Origin of the sequence: Hyphobacterium sp., from assembly GCF_965228115.1 — a bacterium.
Lineage (GTDB): Bacteria > Pseudomonadota > Alphaproteobacteria > Caulobacterales > Maricaulaceae > Hyphobacterium.
The window spans coordinates 24,844-42,309 of record NZ_CBDDHC010000006.1; the positions used below are offsets into that span (position 1 = coordinate 24,844).

19 protein-coding genes are annotated in these 17,466 nt (G+C 63.5%); 8 read left to right on the forward strand and 11 right to left on the reverse strand.

All coding sequences use genetic code 11. The features are described from left to right. Positions 1-60 precede the first annotated feature (60 nt). Positions 61-1,449, reverse strand: a complete 1,389-nt coding sequence (locus ACO079_RS00205) for a cytochrome P450 (RefSeq protein WP_306025978.1) — start codon at positions 1,447-1,449, stop codon at positions 61-63. Between the two features lie 64 nt (positions 1,450-1,513). Continuing rightward, a complete protein-coding gene (locus tag ACO079_RS00210) occupies positions 1,514-2,170 on the reverse strand; it encodes a glutathione S-transferase (protein WP_421788867.1) in 657 nt (218 codons plus the stop codon). Between the two features lie 58 nt (positions 2,171-2,228). Here ACO079_RS00210 and ACO079_RS00215 point away from each other — a divergent pair, with 58 nt between their 5' ends. After that, positions 2,229-3,272, forward strand: coding sequence for an aldo/keto reductase (locus ACO079_RS00215; protein ID WP_109768400.1), 1,044 nt, complete (start codon positions 2,229-2,231; stop codon positions 3,270-3,272). A gap of 6 nt (positions 3,273-3,278) precedes the next feature. Here the strand turns inward: ACO079_RS00215 and ACO079_RS00220 are convergent, their stop codons facing one another. Both ACO079_RS00220 and ACO079_RS00225 read right to left on the reverse strand, forming a co-directional pair. Continuing rightward, a complete protein-coding gene (locus ACO079_RS00220; RefSeq protein WP_306025980.1) occupies positions 3,279-3,776 on the reverse strand; it encodes a thioesterase family protein in 498 nt (165 codons plus the stop codon). 172 nt (positions 3,777-3,948) lie between these two features. Continuing rightward, positions 3,949-4,098 (reverse strand): hypothetical protein, encoded by a 150-nt coding sequence (locus ACO079_RS00225; protein ID WP_421788869.1) that lies wholly within the window; start codon positions 4,096-4,098, stop codon positions 3,949-3,951. Between the two features lie 158 nt (positions 4,099-4,256). Here ACO079_RS00225 and ACO079_RS00230 point away from each other — a divergent pair, with 158 nt between their 5' ends. Beyond that, positions 4,257-4,814 carry a DUF2269 family protein gene (locus ACO079_RS00230; protein WP_306025982.1) on the forward strand — a complete coding sequence of 186 codons (558 nt, stop codon included), beginning with the start codon at positions 4,257-4,259 and terminating at the stop codon, positions 4,812-4,814. Positions 4,815-4,848: 34 nt separating this feature from the next. On the opposite strand, the gene ACO079_RS00235 is transcribed toward ACO079_RS00230, so the two are convergent. After that, complete coding sequence (locus tag ACO079_RS00235) at positions 4,849-5,121, reverse strand: usg protein (protein ID WP_109768378.1); 273 nt, start codon at positions 5,119-5,121, stop codon at positions 4,849-4,851. 262 nt (positions 5,122-5,383) lie between these two features. Between ACO079_RS00235 and gyrB the strand changes: the two genes are divergently transcribed. The 6 genes from gyrB to ACO079_RS00265 all read left to right on the forward strand — a co-directional run bounded on the left by gyrB (position 5,384) and on the right by ACO079_RS00265 (position 13,256). Continuing rightward, positions 5,384-7,843 (forward strand): DNA topoisomerase (ATP-hydrolyzing) subunit B, encoded by a 2,460-nt coding sequence (gene gyrB / locus ACO079_RS00240; protein ID WP_306025983.1) that lies wholly within the window; start codon positions 5,384-5,386, stop codon positions 7,841-7,843. A 56-nt stretch (positions 7,844-7,899) separates the two neighbouring features. Then, positions 7,900-8,118, forward strand: coding sequence for a hypothetical protein (locus tag ACO079_RS00245; protein WP_109768377.1), 219 nt, complete (start codon positions 7,900-7,902; stop codon positions 8,116-8,118). A gap of 96 nt (positions 8,119-8,214) precedes the next feature. Further along, complete coding sequence (locus ACO079_RS00250; protein WP_306025984.1) at positions 8,215-9,984, forward strand: B12-binding domain-containing radical SAM protein; 1,770 nt, start codon at positions 8,215-8,217, stop codon at positions 9,982-9,984. A 183-nt stretch (positions 9,985-10,167) separates the two neighbouring features. After that, positions 10,168-11,589, forward strand: coding sequence for a cytochrome ubiquinol oxidase subunit I (locus ACO079_RS00255; protein ID WP_306025985.1), 1,422 nt, complete (start codon positions 10,168-10,170; stop codon positions 11,587-11,589). Positions 11,590-11,600: 11 nt separating this feature from the next. Continuing rightward, on the forward strand, positions 11,601-12,602 hold the full coding sequence (locus tag ACO079_RS00260) for a cytochrome d ubiquinol oxidase subunit II (RefSeq protein ID WP_306026079.1): 1,002 nt from the start codon (positions 11,601-11,603) through the stop codon (positions 12,600-12,602). A gap of 39 nt (positions 12,603-12,641) precedes the next feature. Continuing rightward, positions 12,642-13,256 carry an alpha-ketoglutarate-dependent dioxygenase AlkB family protein gene (locus ACO079_RS00265; RefSeq protein ID WP_306025986.1) on the forward strand — a complete coding sequence of 205 codons (615 nt, stop codon included), beginning with the start codon at positions 12,642-12,644 and terminating at the stop codon, positions 13,254-13,256. 29 nt (positions 13,257-13,285) lie between these two features. On the opposite strand, the gene coaA is transcribed toward ACO079_RS00265, so the two are convergent. From coaA to ACO079_RS00295, 6 genes are all read right to left on the reverse strand, one after another. Next, positions 13,286-14,326, reverse strand: coding sequence for a type I pantothenate kinase (gene coaA / locus ACO079_RS00270; protein ID WP_109768374.1), 1,041 nt, complete (start codon positions 14,324-14,326; stop codon positions 13,286-13,288). Positions 14,327-14,362: 36 nt separating this feature from the next. Continuing rightward, on the reverse strand, positions 14,363-14,680 hold the full coding sequence (locus tag ACO079_RS00275) for a phosphoribosyl-ATP diphosphatase (protein ID WP_306025987.1): 318 nt from the start codon (positions 14,678-14,680) through the stop codon (positions 14,363-14,365). A 6-nt stretch (positions 14,681-14,686) separates the two neighbouring features. Then, positions 14,687-15,472, reverse strand: a complete 786-nt coding sequence (gene hisF, locus ACO079_RS00280; protein ID WP_306025988.1) for an imidazole glycerol phosphate synthase subunit HisF — start codon at positions 15,470-15,472, stop codon at positions 14,687-14,689. Then, positions 15,469-16,230: a 1-(5-phosphoribosyl)-5-[(5-phosphoribosylamino)methylideneamino]imidazole-4-carboxamide isomerase gene (gene hisA, locus ACO079_RS00285; RefSeq protein WP_306025989.1), complete on the reverse strand. Its 762-nt coding sequence runs from the start codon at positions 16,228-16,230 to the stop codon at positions 15,469-15,471. Before hisA ends, hisF begins: the two co-directional genes overlap by 4 nt. A gap of 105 nt (positions 16,231-16,335) precedes the next feature. Next, entirely contained in the window at positions 16,336-16,986 is a 651-nt protein-coding gene (gene hisH / locus ACO079_RS00290) for an imidazole glycerol phosphate synthase subunit HisH (RefSeq protein ID WP_306025990.1), read from the reverse strand. Continuing rightward, positions 16,986-17,465 carry a DUF2628 domain-containing protein gene (locus tag ACO079_RS00295; RefSeq protein ID WP_306025991.1) on the reverse strand — a complete coding sequence of 160 codons (480 nt, stop codon included), beginning with the start codon at positions 17,463-17,465 and terminating at the stop codon, positions 16,986-16,988. Before ACO079_RS00295 ends, hisH begins: the two co-directional genes overlap by 1 nt. Position 17,466 lies beyond the last annotated feature (1 nt).

A 17,466-nucleotide genomic window follows, 5' to 3' on the forward strand; every position in this document is an offset into this window, starting at 1 on the left:
TTGCGGCGTCAGCATGTATGGCGTGCGCGGCACAGCCGCAACGGCTTTGTGGTCTTGGCGTCAGCGTCGGACGATCCGCATGGGCAGGCCGTTTTGCGCCTGCACGGTGAGCTTCTGGACCGGCCAGGGCGCCAGGCCCGGTGTCGGCTCGAAGCGGAATTCGTTGAGCATCAGCGCCAGCGCGATCACCGCTTCCTGCAGCGCGAAGGTGGCGCCGATGCAGATTCGCGGGCCCGCGCCGAACGGCAGATACTGGAACCGGTCGATCGCGCCGCGGTTCTCCGGCCAGAAACGCGATGGCTGGAAGGCGTTCGGATTGTCCCAGTAAAGCCGGTGCCGGTGCAGCACCCAGGGCATGACGAGCACGGTCGTCCCGGCCTTGATCTCGACCGATGTGCCGTCCTTGAAGGTGAAGATTTCGTCTTCGACGGCCATCCGGTTGATCGACGGCGCCGGCGGATAGAGCCGCATCGCTTCCTCAAAAGCCGCACGGGTCTTTGGCATCTTTTCAAGCCACTCGACCGGCGGCGGATCATCGGCCAGAACCTTTGCGATCTCTGCTTCGAGCAGCGCCCGTTCGTGGGGTGCATTGGCCAACAGATAAAGCGTCCAGCCCAGAGCGCGTGCCGTCGTCTCGTGGCCAGCGCCGATGAAGGTTATCAGATTGTCCTCGATTTCGTCGGCGTCGAGACCGTCGGGGCCTTCCGCGTTAAGCAAGAGCGCCAGAAAGTCGTTGCGGACGGCGTTGGCATCGGTGCGCATCTTCTCGCGCCTTGCATCCATCGTGTCGCGGACGACCTTGCGGAACTTGGCGAGCGTCGCCTTGCCGCGCAGGCGCTGGATGCGCGGAAACCATTCGGGCGCCTTGAGCAGGTCAAGCGGATCGACGCGTCCCATGGTCGACAGCAGCCGGTCGACATCCTCGGCAAAATCGACGCCATCGGTGACCACCTCGTCGGAAAACAGCGTGTAGGCGAGGATTTCGTAGGTCAGCTCGGTCATGTCGTGGCTGATGTCGCGCACCGAACCGGCATCCTCTCGGTACCGCGCTAGGAACGTATCGGCCCTCGACCGCATCATGTCGGCGAACCCGTTGATGTGGCGCGGGGTGAAGACCGGCGCCATCGCCTTGCGGCCGCGCCGCCAGGTCTCGCCCTCGGCGGTCAGGAGCCCGTCGCGCAGGATCGGGCGCAGGATGAGCTGGCGCACCCGCGCCATGCGATAGTTCTTCTGGTTGTCGACCAGGACGTGCCGGATCAGCTCGGGATGATTGCAGATCAGTGTCGTCTCGTTGAGAAAGCGCGCGGTGATGTGCGTTTTGGTGTAGGACGGCTCTCCCCACAGTTCGAGCGGGTTGCGCATGACCGTGCGGACCACTTCCAGCCGCGTCGGTATGTGGGTGCGCGGAACCGGATGCGGCGGCACGAAAGGTTGCGGCTTGGTGTCCATGGCGACTGTCCTCGACTTTGGCCAATATGGCCGCAGTTTGCGCCCGGTCAAAGGTGACAGATGATCACGGGAACACGGTATCGACGTCGCCCGGGTGCCATTGCGGGTATTTCCGCATGATCGACGCAAAGCGTTCAGATGCGAGGAAACGGTCCAACCAGTCCCGCAGATGCGGCCATGGCTGCGCATCGAACCAGCCCCGATCGACATGGGCGAATTGGCGCACGAAGGGCAGTATGGCGTAGTCGGCGAGCGTGGCGCGATCTCCGAGCAGCCACTCATGGCGCTCGAGCCGTGCGTCCAGCGGCTGAAGATGGTCCGCCGCAATGGCGCGCTGCTGGGTTTCCGATATTGTTTCGTTTTCGTAACGATTTGGATATTTGTAGCGATCCAATGCCGCCTTGAACGAGCCGTCATTGGCGGCCACCAATGTTTCGACTTCGGAACGAACAAATCGATCCTTCGGCCACCAACATTCGGGATCGGCTTGCGACAGCGCCCAGACCATTACGTCCCAACTTTCGTCGATCACCGTACCGTCGGGCAAGACAAGGACCGGCACAGTGGCCTTGGGGGACGCTTGGATCATGGCGGCGGGCTTGTCGCGCAAGACCACCTCGCGCAGCTCTACCGCGATGCCGCTTGCGGCAATCGCCAGCCTGGCGCGCATCGCGTAGGGGCAGCGGCGAAAAGAATAAAGAACGGGTGGAAGCGCCGTCATGGCCGGCCTATCTTTCAGTGCATCCAAGATTTTCAGCCAGACCAATTTGGGGACGACCATGAAAATGCGCAAGCTGGGCCGCACGGGCCTCGACGTGTCCGAGATCTGCCTGGGCACGATGACCTGGGGCTCGCAAAACTCCGAGGAGGAGGCGCATGCCCAGATGCGCTATGCGGTCGAGGCAGGCGTCAACTTCTTCGATACCGCGGAGATGTATCCGACCACGCCTTTTGCGATCGAGACCGCAGGGCGCACCGAGGAGATCATCGGTACCTGGCTGGCCGAGGACGGACGGCGTGACGAGATCGTTCTCGCCACCAAGGTGATCGGCCCGGGCGGCCATGGCGTCGATGGCGGGCGGCCGATCGATGCGGCGAAGATGCGCACCGCCTGCGAACGCTCGCTCAAGCGGCTGCAGACGGACCATATCGATCTCTACCAGATTCACTGGCCGAACCGCGGCTCCTACCATTTCCGCCAGAGCTGGACCTATGCGCCCGACAAGCAGGACAAGGCCGAGGCGCTCGACGGCATTGCGGAGATTCTCGAAACCGCACAGGCGCTGGTCGACGAGGGCAAGATCCGGCATTTGGGCCTGTCGAACGAAACCGTATGGGGAACGGCGCAATATCTGCGTATCGCCGGGGAGAAGGGCTGGCCGCGCGTGCAGTCGATGCAGAACGAATATTCGTTGCTGCACCGCATCTACGATCTCGATTTCGCCGAACTGGGCCATCATGAGGATGTGGGACTGTTGTCCTATTCCTCGCTGGCCGGCGGGCTCCTGACCGGTAAATATGAAGGCGGCAAACTGCCGGAAGGCTCGCGCCGGACGATCAACGAGAACATCGGCGGGCGCGTGACCGATTACCTGGAGCCGGCGCTCGGCCGGTATCTGGACATCGCCCGCAAGCACGGGCTCGATCCGGCACAGATGGCGCTGGCCTTCTGCCTCTCCAAACCGTTCCTGACCTCGGTGATCATCGGCGCGACGACGATGGACCAGCTCAAGACCTGCATCGACGCGGCCGATGTCACACTGGACGATGCGGTGCTTGCGGACATCGAACAGGTCCACCGCAAATGGCCGATCCCGATGTGAGGCGCCTCAATCCAGCGCCGCCACCATCTCCGGATCGAGGTCCGGCGAGGGACCGTCATGGCCCAGCGCCCGGGCGAGTTCGGCGCTGGGCACTTTTTCTCGCCCCTTGAGGAAAAGCGCCTTCAGCACCCCGCGGGCATGCACCGTTTCGCCGACGACGAAGCGTTGCTCCATGTAAACCCATTTGCCATCCCAGCCGGCGACGCGCGTCGTCAGTTCATATGCCTGGAACGGGTCGAGTGGGCGGCGAAACACCATCCTGGCGCTGCCGACCACGGGATACCAGCGATTGGCACGCATGACACGCCACAGGCCGGAGCGGATCGTCAGATCGACGCGACCGAGATCCATGATCGTCAGGTAACGGCCATTGTTCATGTGGATGTTGGTGTCCAGATCGTTCGGCAGAACACGCAGGCAGATACGCGTCTCATCGAAAACGCCCGTGGCCGGTTTGCGGAACGCGGCCAGCACGATCCAGATTAGACGGAAGATGAGATTCATGGCGCACCATCGCTCGCAGGGCTTCGACATTACGTTTACGTAAAAGGAATATCAAGCCGCCAAGCTTCCACCGGAGGGATCAGCGCGGATCCAGCGGCAACGGCACCATCGAAGCAAAAGAGGCCCGCCAACGGCGCCTGTTGACGACTGGACGCAGCATTTCGCTGTCGGCTCAGCCTTCGGCGTTGGCCCGGAGATGATCGGCGACAGTGTCGGCGTCACGGGTCACGTCCCCGGGATTGTCGCGGAAGTCGAACCGCGTGACATCTTCGAGCATCGGCGGCGTGGCATCACCGAGATGGCCATCAGGGAAGGTGCGCACGCCCTGCGGAACTGCGGCGGCTTCCGAGTGGACGATCGCCAGCCGCTTGCCCGGGACGAGCAACGCGGAAACGGCCGGGTCCGGCAGCGGTACAGCCAGTCTTACAATGGCCCCCACAGGCCCTATAAGATGGTCGGAAACGCCAAGAAGGAGTGCGCATGCGCAAGACCTTGAAAATTCTGCACACGATCGCGGCCTGCGGGCTGATCGGCGGGCTTGCCGGACACATGGTGCTTCTGATCGTGGCGCATCCGCAGACGCCCCGCGCCTACAGCGCCTTGCGGGAGGCGATCGCCGCCATCAGCGATTACGTGCTGCTGCCGTCGCTGGCGATCGCGCTGGTGACGGGGCTCCTGTCGATGGCCGTGCACAAGCCGTTCATCGACAAGGGATGGGTGCTGCTCAAGGCGGCGATGGGCATCCTGATGTTCAAGGGCGTCCTGACGGTGATCGCCGCTCAGGCCGATCATGCGGCGGCGGTCGCCGAACGGGTGGCCAACGGCGAGGCCGGGGCGGACATGCTCGCACGAGCCATCGCCTATGAATGGGCTGCGCTGTGGACTGTGATGGCGCTGTCGGTGGCCAACGTCGTTCTGGGCGTCTGGCGCCCGCGCCTGTCGCGCAGGCCGGCCGCAAAGGCCCGAGAGGTCCGGCCAAAGCCGGCCGACGCCCGCACTGTCGCGGCACGCAAGCAACCATCCGTCAAGGCGGCCTGACCGTCAGCGCGGCCTGCCGAGGCGATGATGCCGCTCAGTGCAGGATGATTTCGCCATCGACCTTGCGCCACTCGCCGGGGCTGATCAGCCGCTTGTGCGCATAGCGCACGGAATGAAGCGGGCCGTCCAGATTGTCTTCCCAGAAGTCCAGGAACCGGTACATTTCGGGAAAGTCCGGGGCCAGATCGTAATGCTGCCAGATGAAGGTCTGCAAGATCCCCGGATGGTCGGGCATGCGGTAGAGAATGTGCGCCGTGGTCAGCCCGTATCCGGCCAGCTGCCGTTGAAGATCTCCGTGTTCGGTCATGCGTGTCCTCGCCTGAACGTGGAACGATTCTCTCATGCTGACGGCGACATGGTAAACAATTAATGAATTCAATGGCTTGGCAGCCTTACATTGCGAGTGCTGCCAGATGTGGCCTGCACGCCGGAACGGCGTTGCGTCTATCCCCCGCAAACTGCGCGGCGGATTTGGATTCGGACCCGCAAAAGCCTATATATCTTGGGCAATTGGCCCGCCGATTCGCGTCCACCGCGCGCACATGGCGATACAGACAAAAAAGGCCCGCATGAGCGATCAACCGCAAACGCCTCCCGATCCTTCCGAAACCGGCAATGGCGCCTATGGCGCCGAGCAGATCAAGGTCCTCAAGGGCCTCGATGCGGTGCGCAAGCGCCCGGGTATGTATATCGGCGATACCGATGACGGCTCCGGCCTGCACCACATGGTCTACGAGGTGGTGGACAACGCCATCGACGAGGCGCTGGCCGGCCATGCCGACCGCGTGACGGTGACGCTCAATGCGGACGGATCGGTGACCGTGACCGACAATGGCCGCGGCATTCCCGTCGACATTCATGAGGGCGAAGGCGTTTCGGCGGCCGAAGTGATCATGACGCAACTTCATGCCGGCGGAAAGTTCGACCAGAACTCCTACAAGGTATCGGGCGGGTTGCACGGCGTCGGCGTCTCGGTGGTCAACGCACTGTCCGTGTCACTGAAAATGAAGATCGGCCGCAACGGCAAGTTCCACGAGATGAGCTTCACGCACGGCGTCGCGGACGCGCCGCTCGCGGTGACCGGCGATGCGGGCGATTATACCGGCACGGAAATCACGTTTCTTCCGTCGACGGACACGTTCACCCGAACCGAGTTCTCGTTCGACACGCTCGAACACCGGCTGCGCGAACTGGCATTTCTCAATTCGGGCGTGCACATCGTCCTGACCGATGCGCGGCATGCCGACCGGCGGGAGGTGGATCTGGTCTATGATGGCGGGCTGGAGGCGTTCGTGCGCTATCTCGATCGCGCCAAGAAACCGCTGATCGAAACGCCGATCGTGATCAGCGGCGAAAAGGACGGAATCACGGTCGAGGCGGCGCTGTGGTGGAACGACAGCTACCATGAGAACGTCCTGTGCTTCACCAACAACATCCCGCAACGCGACGGCGGTACGCATCTGGCCGGCTTCCGCGGCGCGCTGACCCGGCAGGTCAACGGCTACGCAGAAAGCTCGGGCCTTGCCAAAAAGGAGAAGGTCTCGCTGACGGGCGATGATTGCCGGGAAGGGTTGACCTGCGTCCTGTCGGTCAAGGTGCCCGATCCGAAATTCTCGTCGCAGACAAAGGACAAGCTGGTTTCTTCGGAAGTGCGCCCCGTGGTCGAAAGCCTCGTTAACGAGACGCTGGGCGAGTGGCTGGAGGAAAACCCGGCCGAAGCCAAGACGCTGGTCGGCAAGGTGGTCGAAGCGGCCGCGGCGCGCGAAGCGGCGCGCAAGGCGCGCGAACTGACCCGCCGCAAGGGCGCGCTCGATATCACCTCGCTGCCGGGCAAGCTGGCCGACTGCCAGGAACGCGATCCGGCAAAATCGGAAATCTTCATCGTCGAGGGCGATTCTGCCGGCGGCTCGGCCAAGTCCGGCCGCTCGCGCAAGAACCAGGCGATCCTGCCGCTGCGCGGAAAGATCTTGAATGTCGAGCGGGCACGGTTCGACCGGATGCTCGGTTCGGATCAGGTCGGCACGCTGATCACGGCGCTTGGCGCGGGTATCGGCAAGGACGAGTTCGATGCCGACAAGCTGCGCTATCACAAGATCATCATCATGACGGACGCCGACGTTGACGGCGCCCATATCCGCACGCTGCTTCTGACCTTCTTTTTCCGGCAGATGCCGGAGATCATCGAACGCGGGCACCTCTATATCGCCCAGCCGCCGCTCTACAAGGTGACACGCGGCAAGTCCTCGCAGTATCTCAAGGACGAACAGGCGCTCGAGGACTATCTGATCGATGTGGGGCTGGAGGATACCAGCCTCGAGACCGGCGATGGCGACGTGCGCTCCGGCAACGATCTGCGCGCGCTGATCGAGACGAGCCTTCAGGGCCGCACGCTGCTGCAGGGGCTGCATTCGCGCTACGACCGCGCTGTGGTCGAGCAGGCCTGGCTGGGCGGCGCCCTCGATCCGGCGCTTCTGAGCGATCTGGGCCGGGCCGCGGACGTGGCGACGCAGGTTGCCGGCAGGCTGGATACGATTTCCGAGGAGACCGAACGCGGCTGGACCGGACGGATCAATCCCTCCAACGAAGGCGATGGCGGCTTCGTGTTCGAACGCACGGTGCGCGGCGTCAAGGAAGCGGTGATCATCGATGCGGGGCTGATCCAGTCGGCCGATGCGCGGGCCCTCAATGCGCTTGCGCCACGTTTCGACGGCGCGTTCGACGTGCCGGCGACGCTGCGGCGCAAGGATGCCTTCCAGACCATCACCGGTCCGATGGCGCTGATCGAGAGCATCTTCGAGACCGGCCGCAAGGGCCTGACGCTGCAGCGCTACAAGGGCCTTGGCGAAATGAACTCCGAACAGCTCTGGGAGACGACGCTCGACCCGGAAGCGCGGTCGCTGCTGCAGGTGAAGGTCAACGATGCGACGGACGCGGATTCTCTGTTCAGCCGGCTGATGGGCGATGAAGTGGAACCGCGGCGAGAATTCATCCAGGACAATGCGCTTTCCGTGGCGAACCTGGATATCTGATAAGCCGACCAAACGGCGGGCCTGATGCGGCCCGCCGCCGATGTGGGAGGGCCGCCATGGCACCTTCTGACGATTTTCTAGGTGTGCCCGGCTATTGGACGCTCGAAGACCTTGCGCGTTCCGGCCAGGTGGTCATGTTCGAGTGCAGCCATTGCACGCACACCAAGATCCTCGACATTCCGGCGCTCGCCCGCAAGCACGGGCCGCAGACGCGGGTCAATTTTTTCAAGCGCAACATGCCCTGCCCCCGGTGCGGCAAGACCGGTATGGCGTAGCTTCGATCAAGCCACGATGGGCTGCGCGGCGGACGGTCGCCATCCCACTCATCCTATGGTAGAAGGCGCCAAACTGCCCGCCGAAGGGATGGCCCCGTGTTGCAATCGCCCAAGACCGCCGAGCGCCGATTTCAGCTCGTTCTGATCAAGCCGTCGCACTATGGCGAGGACGGCTATGTCATCCGCTGGTGGCGGTCGATCATCCCGTCCAATTCGCTGGCTGCGGTTTACGGAATCGCCGCCGAATGCGCCGAGGCCAAAGCGCTTGGGCCGGACACCCAGATCGACATCGACGCGATGGACGAGACCAATACGCGCATCGATGTCGACGGGCTGGTCAAGCGGTTCGCCGAAAACAACAATTTCGGCATGGTGGCGCTGGTCGGCGTTCAGTCCAACCAGTACCCCCGCGCACTGGATTTGGCCCGGCAGTTCCGCGCCGCCGGCATCCAGGTGGCGATGGGCGGGTTTCACGTATCCGGTTGCCTTGCCATGCTCGATGGCCACGCGGTCGATCTCGACGCATGCCGCGATCTGGGCGTTTCGATGTTCACCGGCGAAGCCGAGGGCCGGTTCGACACGATCCTGTCGGACGCGGCGCAGGGCCGTCTCCAGCCCCTCTATGACTATATGAACGATCTGCCCGGCATCGAGGGGACGCCGGCACCCTTCCTGCCCAAGCGCTATGTCGAACGCACCGTCGGCCATTCGACCAGCTTCGACGCCGGCCGGGGGTGCCCCTACCAGTGCTCCTTCTGCACCATCATCAATGTGCAGGGCCGCAAGTCGCGGTACCGTTCGGCCGACGATGTCGAGCGTTTGGTGCGGCTGAACTGGGAACAGGGCATCCACAAATTCTTCATCACGGACGACAATTTCGCCCGCAACCGGGAATGGGAATCGATCTTCGACCGGCTGATCAAGCTGCGTGAGGAAGACGGCATTCCGCTCGGCCTGATGATCCAGGTCGATACACTATGCCACAAGATCGACGGGTTCGTCGAAAAAGCCAAGCGGGCCGGCGTCACCCGGGTCTTCATCGGGCTTGAGAACGTCAATCCCGACAATCTGATCGCCGCCAAGAAACGCCAGAACAAGATCACCGAGTACCGCAAGATGCTGCTGGCCTGGAAGGCGCAGGGCATCATCACGCTCGCCGGCTACATTCTGGGTTTTCCGGCCGACACGCCCGAGACGATCCGGCGCGACATCCGCATCCTGCAGGAAGAATTGCCGCTCGACATCATCGAGTTCTTCAACCTGACGCCGCTGCCCGGCTCCGAGGATCACAAGGTCTTGTGGCAGAAAGGCGTCGACATGGATGCCGATCTGAACGCCTACGATCTGCACCATGTGGTCACCGACCATGGGAAGATGAGCCGCGACGAGTGGCTCGCCATCTACTATGAGGCTTGGCGGCTCTATTACACGCCCGAGCACATGAAGACGCTGCTGCGGCGCGCGGCGGCGACAGGCGTGCCGATTGCAAGTCTCGTCAAACTGCTCGTTCAGTTCGAAACCACGATCCGCCTCGAGGACGTCCATCCGCTGGAATCGGGCATTTTGCGCCTGCGCCACCCCAGCGAACGGCGTCCGGGCCTTGCCCGCGAGAACCCGCTCGTCTTCTGGCCGCGCTTTGCCTGGGACACGGTCCGCACCCATGTCCTGTTTGGCTTGGCGATTGCGCGCTGCACGCTCTGGGCGGTTCGAATCGCCCGCGATCCGGCGGCAAAGGACTATACCGATACCGCGCTCACACCGGTCGCTGACGAGGACGAAGCGCTCGAGCTCTACACCAAGACAACGGGCGGCACCGCGGCAGTGGCACACTCCAAGAAAGTGGCCGAACTGACCGGCCACGGCTGATCTGCGCCGCGCCGGCCTCTGTTACCGGTCCGATTTGAGCTGATCCCGATACGCGGTTGTGACTGCAACGGACGGGTTTTTCCGTCCAAAAGCCGCAAGTCCGTCATGATTGTTTCATGCGGCAGCGTGTCCTATCCCAATGGTGCGGTGCGGCATCCATATCCGGCCTCGAAAGGCTCAATCATGGACTCCACCGCTCTCGACCCGTTCATCCTGTCGCGCATCCAGTTCGCGGCCAACATTTCGTTCCACATCCTGTTTCCGACGATCACCATCGCGCTCGGCTGGGTGCTGTTCTACTTCAAGCTGCGCTACCACCGCTCGGGCGACGCGGCGTGGATGGATGCCTATTTCTTCTGGGTGAAGGTGTTTGCCCTGTCCTTTGCGATGGGCGTCGTCTCGGGCATCACCATGAGCTTCCAGTTCGGCACAAACTGGCCTGGCTTCATGGAAACCGTCGGCAACATCGCCGGTCCCTTGCTGGCTTATGAGATCATGACCGCCTTCTTCCTGGAAGCGGTGTTCGTCGGCATCATGCTGTTTGGCTTCCGCCGCGTTTCGAACCGCGTCCACACGCTGGCAACATTTCTCGTCGCCTTTGGCACGACGATGAGCGCGTTCTGGATTCTCGTCCTGAACTCGTGGATGCAAACGCCCGCGGGCTTTGAAATGCGCGACGGCGTGGCGCATGCGACCGACTGGTTTGCCATCATCTTCAACCCGTCCATGCCCTACAGGCTCATCCACATGCTGCTGGCGTCGGGCCTGACCGTTGCGTTCCTGATCGCCGGCATTTCCGCCCTGCGCTACCTGCTCGGCGACCGCACCCCTGCATTGCGCAAGGCGCTGAACACCGGGATCGTGCTCGGCGCGGTTCTCATTCCTGCGCAGATTCTTGCCGGTGACATGCACGGGCTGAATACGCTGGAACATCAGCCCGCCAAGATCGCCGCGATGGAAGGCCATTGGGAGACGCAGAGCCGCGCGCCGCTGATCCTGTTTGCGCTGCCGGACGAAGAAGCCCGTCAGAACCATTTCGAGGTGAAGATACCCGGGCTTGCCAGCCTGATCCTGACCCATTCGCTGGATGGCGAGGTGCCGGGGCTGAACGATTTCGTGCTGGAGGATGGCACCATCAAGCATCCGCCGGTGGTGCCTGTCTTCTGGGGTTTCCGCATCATGGTCGGCATCGGCATCCTGATGCTGGTCATGGCATGGACGGGCACATGGTTTTTGTGGCGCCGCAGAGCTTCGGACAACCCGCTGCCGCGCTGGCTCGCGCTTGGCCTTGTGCCCATGGCCGCCAGCGGATGGGTCGCGACCCTGTCGGGCTGGTATGTCACCGAGATCGGCCGGCAGCCATGGCTCGTCACCGGCGTGATGACCACCAAGGACGCGCTCGGCCCCGTCGCTGGCGGCATGGTGCTGTCGACGCTTCTGGCCTACCTCGCCGTCTATGTTCTGCTGCTCGGCGCCTACGCCTTCGTCATCATCCGGCTGGCCGTCAAGGCAGCCAGACAGGGCGATGAACGGCCGGAGCCCGGTCCCGCGGGAGGCACCGCGATCCCGGGCGGCAAAGACGCCATGCCCCAACCGGCGGAGTGACGGCGATGGATGTGACGCTTTTTTACCCTTACCTGCCGGTGGTCTTTGCCGGGCTGATGGGGATTGCCATCCTCGTCTATGTGATCCTCGACGGTTTCGACCTGGGCGTCGGCATCCTGTTTGCCGTGGCACCCGTCGAGGACCGCGACCGTATGATCGCATCGATCGGCCCGTTCTGGGACGCCAACGAGACATGGCTGGTCCTGGCGATCGGCATCCTGCTGGTCGCGTTCCCTGTCGCGCACGGTGTGATCCTGACCGAACTCTACCTGCCCGTCGCCATCATGCTGATCGGCCTGATCGCGCGCGGCGTGGCGTTCGAATTCCGCGCCAAGGCGACCGACGAGGAAAAGTGGCTGTGGAACCGCGTCTTCTTTCTCGGCTCGCTGGTGACCGCGCTCAGCCAGGGCTACATGCTCGGTGCCTATGTACTTGGCCTCGACGGTGACCGCGCAACCATGCTGTTCGGCTTTGTCGTTGCGCTGTGCCTGACGGCAGCCTATGCGGCGATCGGCGCGGCATGGCTGATCTACAAGACCGATGGCGATCTGCAGAAGCGCGCCGTCGCCTGGATGCGCCGCGCGCTGATCCTTGCGATGGGCGGAATGGCCGCGATTTCACTGGCAACGCCGTTCGCCAGCGACCGGATCTTTGCCAAATGGTTCTCGGTTCCCGAGATCGTCGCGCTGGCGCCGTTGCCGCTGATGACGGCGATCCTGTTCGGCTATCTGTTCTGGCAATTGGCCCATCTGCCCGACCGCAACGACCGGTTTTCGCTGCTGCCGTTCATCGCCATGACGGCGATCATGGTGCTGGGTTTTTTCGGGCTGGCCTATTCCTTCTACCCCTATGTCGTACCCGACCGGACGACGATCTATGAAGCGGCGGCAGCGCCCGAAAGCCTGATGATCGTTCTGGTCGGCGCGATGGTCGTCATTCCGGTGATCGCGATCTATTCGATCTATGCCTACCGCGTGTTCGGCGGCAAGGCGACGGATCTGCGCTATGATTGACGCGCCCACCATTTCGTTGCTGGAGCTGGAGCCGCAGCGTTGACGACACTGCCCGATGGCGTGCGCCACATTGCCGGCGCCCTCGATCCCGAGGCGCAGACGGCGCTGGTCGACGACATCCGCGCCGTGGTCGCGCAGGCGCCGCTGTTCGTGCCCGCCATGCCTCGGACCGGCAAGCCGATGTCCGTGCGGATGAGCAATTGCGGGCCGCTCGGCTGGGTTACCGACAAGGCACGCGGCTATCGCTACCAGCCGGCGCATCCGGTCACCGGCGAGCCCTGGCCGGCGATACCGCCACAGCTTCTGGCACTCTGGACCGAAGTCACGGGCTATCCGCACCCGCCGGAGGCCTGTCTGATCAATTTCTACGCGCCCGATACGAAGATGGGCCTGCATCAGGACCGTGACGAAGCGGATTTCGATGCGCCGGTGCTGTCCATCTCGCTGGGCGATGACTGCCTGTTCCGCATTGGCGGCACCAGGCGTGGCGGCAAGACCATGTCGTTGCGCCTCGTCTCCGGCGATATCGTCGTTCTCGGCGGCGCCAGCCGGCTTGCCTATCACGGCGTCGACCGGATTTATCCGGGCACTTCGATGCTTCTTGAGAAAGCCGGCCGGATCAATTTGACATTGCGGCGCGTCACAGTTCCGTAGCCGGCAAATTCATTGACTTGATATGCCGGCTACAATTTTCGCAGGAGCACCGATTCGACCAGATGGTCCGAACCCTTGCGCAGGATCAGATCGGCGCGCGGCCGGGTCGGCAGGATGTTCTCCCGCAGGTTCCGCAAATTGATGTTGGCCCACAGTCCCTCGGCGATGGCCCGCGCGGCATCTTCCGACAGCTGCGAATAGCGGTGAAAGAAGGACTGCGGATCCTGAAACGCGGTTTGCCGCAGCTTCATGAACCGGTCCACATACCAGGTGTGGATCAGGTCGTCGTCCGCATCGATGTAGATCGAATAGTCGAAGAAATCCGATACGAAGGGGATGGTCCGGCCGTCTTCGGGCAGGTCGCGCACCTGAAGCACATTGATGCCTTCGAAGATCAAAATGTCCGGCCGGTCGATCGTCTTGTAGGCGCCTTCGCGCACATCGTAGGTCAGGTGCGAATAAAGCGGCGCCTTGACCGTCTGCTCGCCGGCCTTGATCGCCGACAAAAACCGCAGGATCGCGCCGACATCGTAGCTTTCGGGAAATCCCTTGCGTTCCATCAGCCCGCGTTCGCGCAGAACCGCATTGGGCAGCAGGAAGCCGTCGGTCGTGATCAGGTCCACCTTGGGGCTGGACGGCCAGCGCGACAGCAGCTCGGTCAGAACACGAGCGGTGGTCGACTTTCCGACCGCCACCGATCCGGCGATGCCGATGATGTAGGGCGTCTTGATCGCCTCGGGAAAGTTCAGAAACCGCTTGCGCTGCCGAAACAACTCCTGCGACGCCTCGACATGGGCTGACAGAAGCCGCGAGATCGACAGATAGATGCGGCGGACCTCTTCGAGATCGACCGGGTCGTTCAGCGAGCGCAGGCGTTTGACCTCGTCGGCGCTCAAGGTGAGCGGCGTGTCGGCGCGGAACTCGGCCCATTTGGTCGCGGTGAAATGGCGGTAGGGCGACAGGTCACCGCCTGACAGCTGGTCCGCCAGGGACAGGCCGTCGGCAACCGCATCGAGACTGTCCGGCGCATGTCCGGCCCGTTCGTTGGTGCTGTCGGCGGTGCGATCCATGGGTCAATCCCCGTCGGTCGGCAGCTTGGAGCGCTTTTATGCGTCGCGCGCGGCCTTTTCCGCAAGTCCACTTTCGGCGGTACGGCGTTCAAGCTCGGCGAGGACCTCATCGAGCGCGATCCCGCGGGTGCGGCAAACGACCAGCCAGTGATAGAGAAGATCGGCGCTTTCTGCGATCAGCGTGTCCCGGTCATCGCCCAGCGCGGCGATCACCGTTTCGACCGCCTCTTCGCCAAGCTTTTTGGCAGCCCGCTCCGGTCCGGCGGCAACAAGCCTGGCCGTCCAGCTCTCGGAGGGATCGGCTTTTGCGCGCGCCGCGATGATCGCTTCAAGGTCGTGAAGGGTGAAAGACATGGCCGTTCATGCCGCAGGATCGAGGCGAACCGCAAGCCCGGCGTTTGCCATGTGCGTCTTGGCCTCTCCGATCGTGTGCGTGCCGAAATGGAAGATCGAGGCGGCCAGAACGCCCGTGGCGTGACCGTCGCGCACGCCCTCGACCAGATGATCGAGCGATCCCACGCCGCCCGAGGCGATGACAGGGACGCGCACCGCATCGGCGATCGCGCGCGTCAACGCGATATCGAAACCGGCCTTGGTTCCGTCACGGTCCATCGAGGTGAGCAATATCTCGCCGGCGCCGAGATCGACCACTTTCCGCGCAAACGCCACGGCGTCGATGCCCGTAGGCTCGCGGCCGCCATGGGTGAAGATTTCCCAGCGGTCGGGCTCGCCTTCGCCCGACACTTTTTTTGCATCGATGGCGACGACAATGCACTGGTTGCCGAACTTGTCGGCGGCCTCGGCGACAAATTGCGGATTCTTGACCGCCGCCGTGTTGATCGAAACCTTGTCGGCGCCGGCCAGGAGCAGCTTGCGGATGTCCTCGATGGTGCGGACGCCGCCGCCGACCGTCAGAGGCATGAAGCAGTGTTCGGCGGTTCGCGCGACAACATCGAAGATCGTCTCGCGATCATCGGACGAAGCGGTGATGTCGAGAAAGCACAATTCGTCGGCGCCGGCGGCGTCATAGGCCTTGGCAGCCTCGACCGGATCGCCCGCATCGATCAGATCGACGAAATTGACGCCCTTGACGACGCGGCCGTCCTTGACGTCGAGGCAGGGAATGACACGGGCTTTCATGGTCATGTGAACAGGCCCTCGTCCGGCGGCAGGATGCCTTCGAGCACGCCGAGCGCAATCTGCGCGTCGATGCGCCCGTCATAGAGCGCGCGGCCGGAAATCGCGCCTTCGAGCCGTTCGGCGTCGGGCATGACCATCCGCACGACATCGGCAAGCGACGCCATGCCGCCCGAGGCGATGACGGGAATCGAGACCGCTTCGGCCAGATCGATGGTCGCCTCCCAGTTGATGCCGGTCAGAACGCCGTCGCGGTCGATGTCGGTGAAGACGATGGCGGCAACGCCGGCCCCCTCAAATTGTTTGGCCAGTTCGATGGCGCCCAGTTCGGAAGCTTCGGCCCAACCCTCGACGGCGACCTTGCCGCCTTTCGCGTCGATGCCGACGGCGATCTTGCCGGGAAAAGCGCGGCACGCCTCGCGAACCAGGTCCGGATCGCGCACCGCGACCGTGCCGAGGATCACCCGGGCGAGGCCCTTGTCGAGCCAGCGCTCGATGTCGGCCAGCGTGCGAATGCCGCCACCGAGCTGAACGGGGTTCTTCGTCGCGGAAAGAATCGCTTCGACCGCGTCGCCATTGACGCTTTCGCCCTCGAACGCGCCGTTCAGGTCGACAACATGAAGCCATTTGAAACCTTCATCCTCGAAGGCCTTGGCCTGCGCGGCGGGATCGTCATTGTAGACAGTCGCCTGGTCCATGTCGCCGAGCCGGAGCCGGACGCATTGCCCATCTTTCAGATCGATCGCGGGGAAGAGAGTTTTAGACATGGCCAATGCCCTTTTCCGTATGCGCGTCCTCGCGGGCAAGCCGCTGCGGGCGCCGCGCGGGGCCGTCTTTCAGATAAATGGCGGGGAACAGGATCGTCGATCGGTTCACGGCGTCCACTCCAGGAAATTGCCGATCAGGGCCAGGCCGAGCGTCTGGCTCTTTTCGGGGTGGAACTGGGTTCCGGCCATGTTGTCGCGCGCGACAGCAGCGGTCACCGGTCCGCCATAGCCGCATGTCGCGACAATATCGGCCTCGTGCGCGGCCGCCAGATGGTAGGAATGGACGAAATAGGCGTGCAGCCCGTCCGGCCCGGTGGGAATGCCGGCAAACAGCGGATGCTCACGTCTGACATCCAGCGTGTTCCAGCCGATCTGCGGAATGCGCAGCGCCGGATCGGACGGTGTCATCAGCGTCACGTCGCCCTCGATCCAGTCGAAACCGGGCGTGACGGTCTTTTCGAGCCCGCGCGTCGTCATGAGCTGCATGCCGACGCAGATGCCCAGAAACGGGCGCCCCTTGGCGATGACGGCCTCGTCGATCGCCTCATGCATGCCGGGTACGGCATCGAGCCCGGCGCGGCAATCGGCATAGGCGCCGACACCCGGCAGGACGATTCGGTCGGCATACGCAACGCGATCGGCATCGGCGGTAACCTGTATCTCGGCGTCGATTCCGCGTTCGCGCGCTGCGCGTTCGAACGCCTTGTGGGCAGACCGCAGGTTGCCCGAGCCGTAATCGATGATCGCAACACGCATCAGCGGTTCACCCCGCCGGGCGCGGCAAAGAGGAAATCGGGCGCTTCGGCTGCGGCCAGCCCCCGGCCGGGCACCATAGCGGCGGCCAGTGGTGCTTCGAAGGATTCATCGCCCGCCATGTCCGCAAACCGCAATTCCGCCGCCTCTTGCGTGTCCGCTTCGACGACATCGGCAAGCCGGTAGCCGCGCGGGCGCGCCGCGCCGATCCTCCAGCCCTGTCCTTCCAGACCCACGAAAAGCCCGACCAGCAGGTTGAACGGCAGGGCGAGCGATGCCCATTGCGGGTTCTGCGCCAACAGCGCGATGGCCAGCGAGGCTGCAAAGACGCCGAAGGCGGCGAACCAAAGCCTGTGCCACAACAGCCAAAACAGCGGCACGACGAAGCCGAGCCACGACCAGCCGTCCCGGATCACCAGAAGGGGCGCCCGGCCACGCGGCGGTGTCCGGTCCTCGTGCCGCAGGATCACATAGCGCGCCATG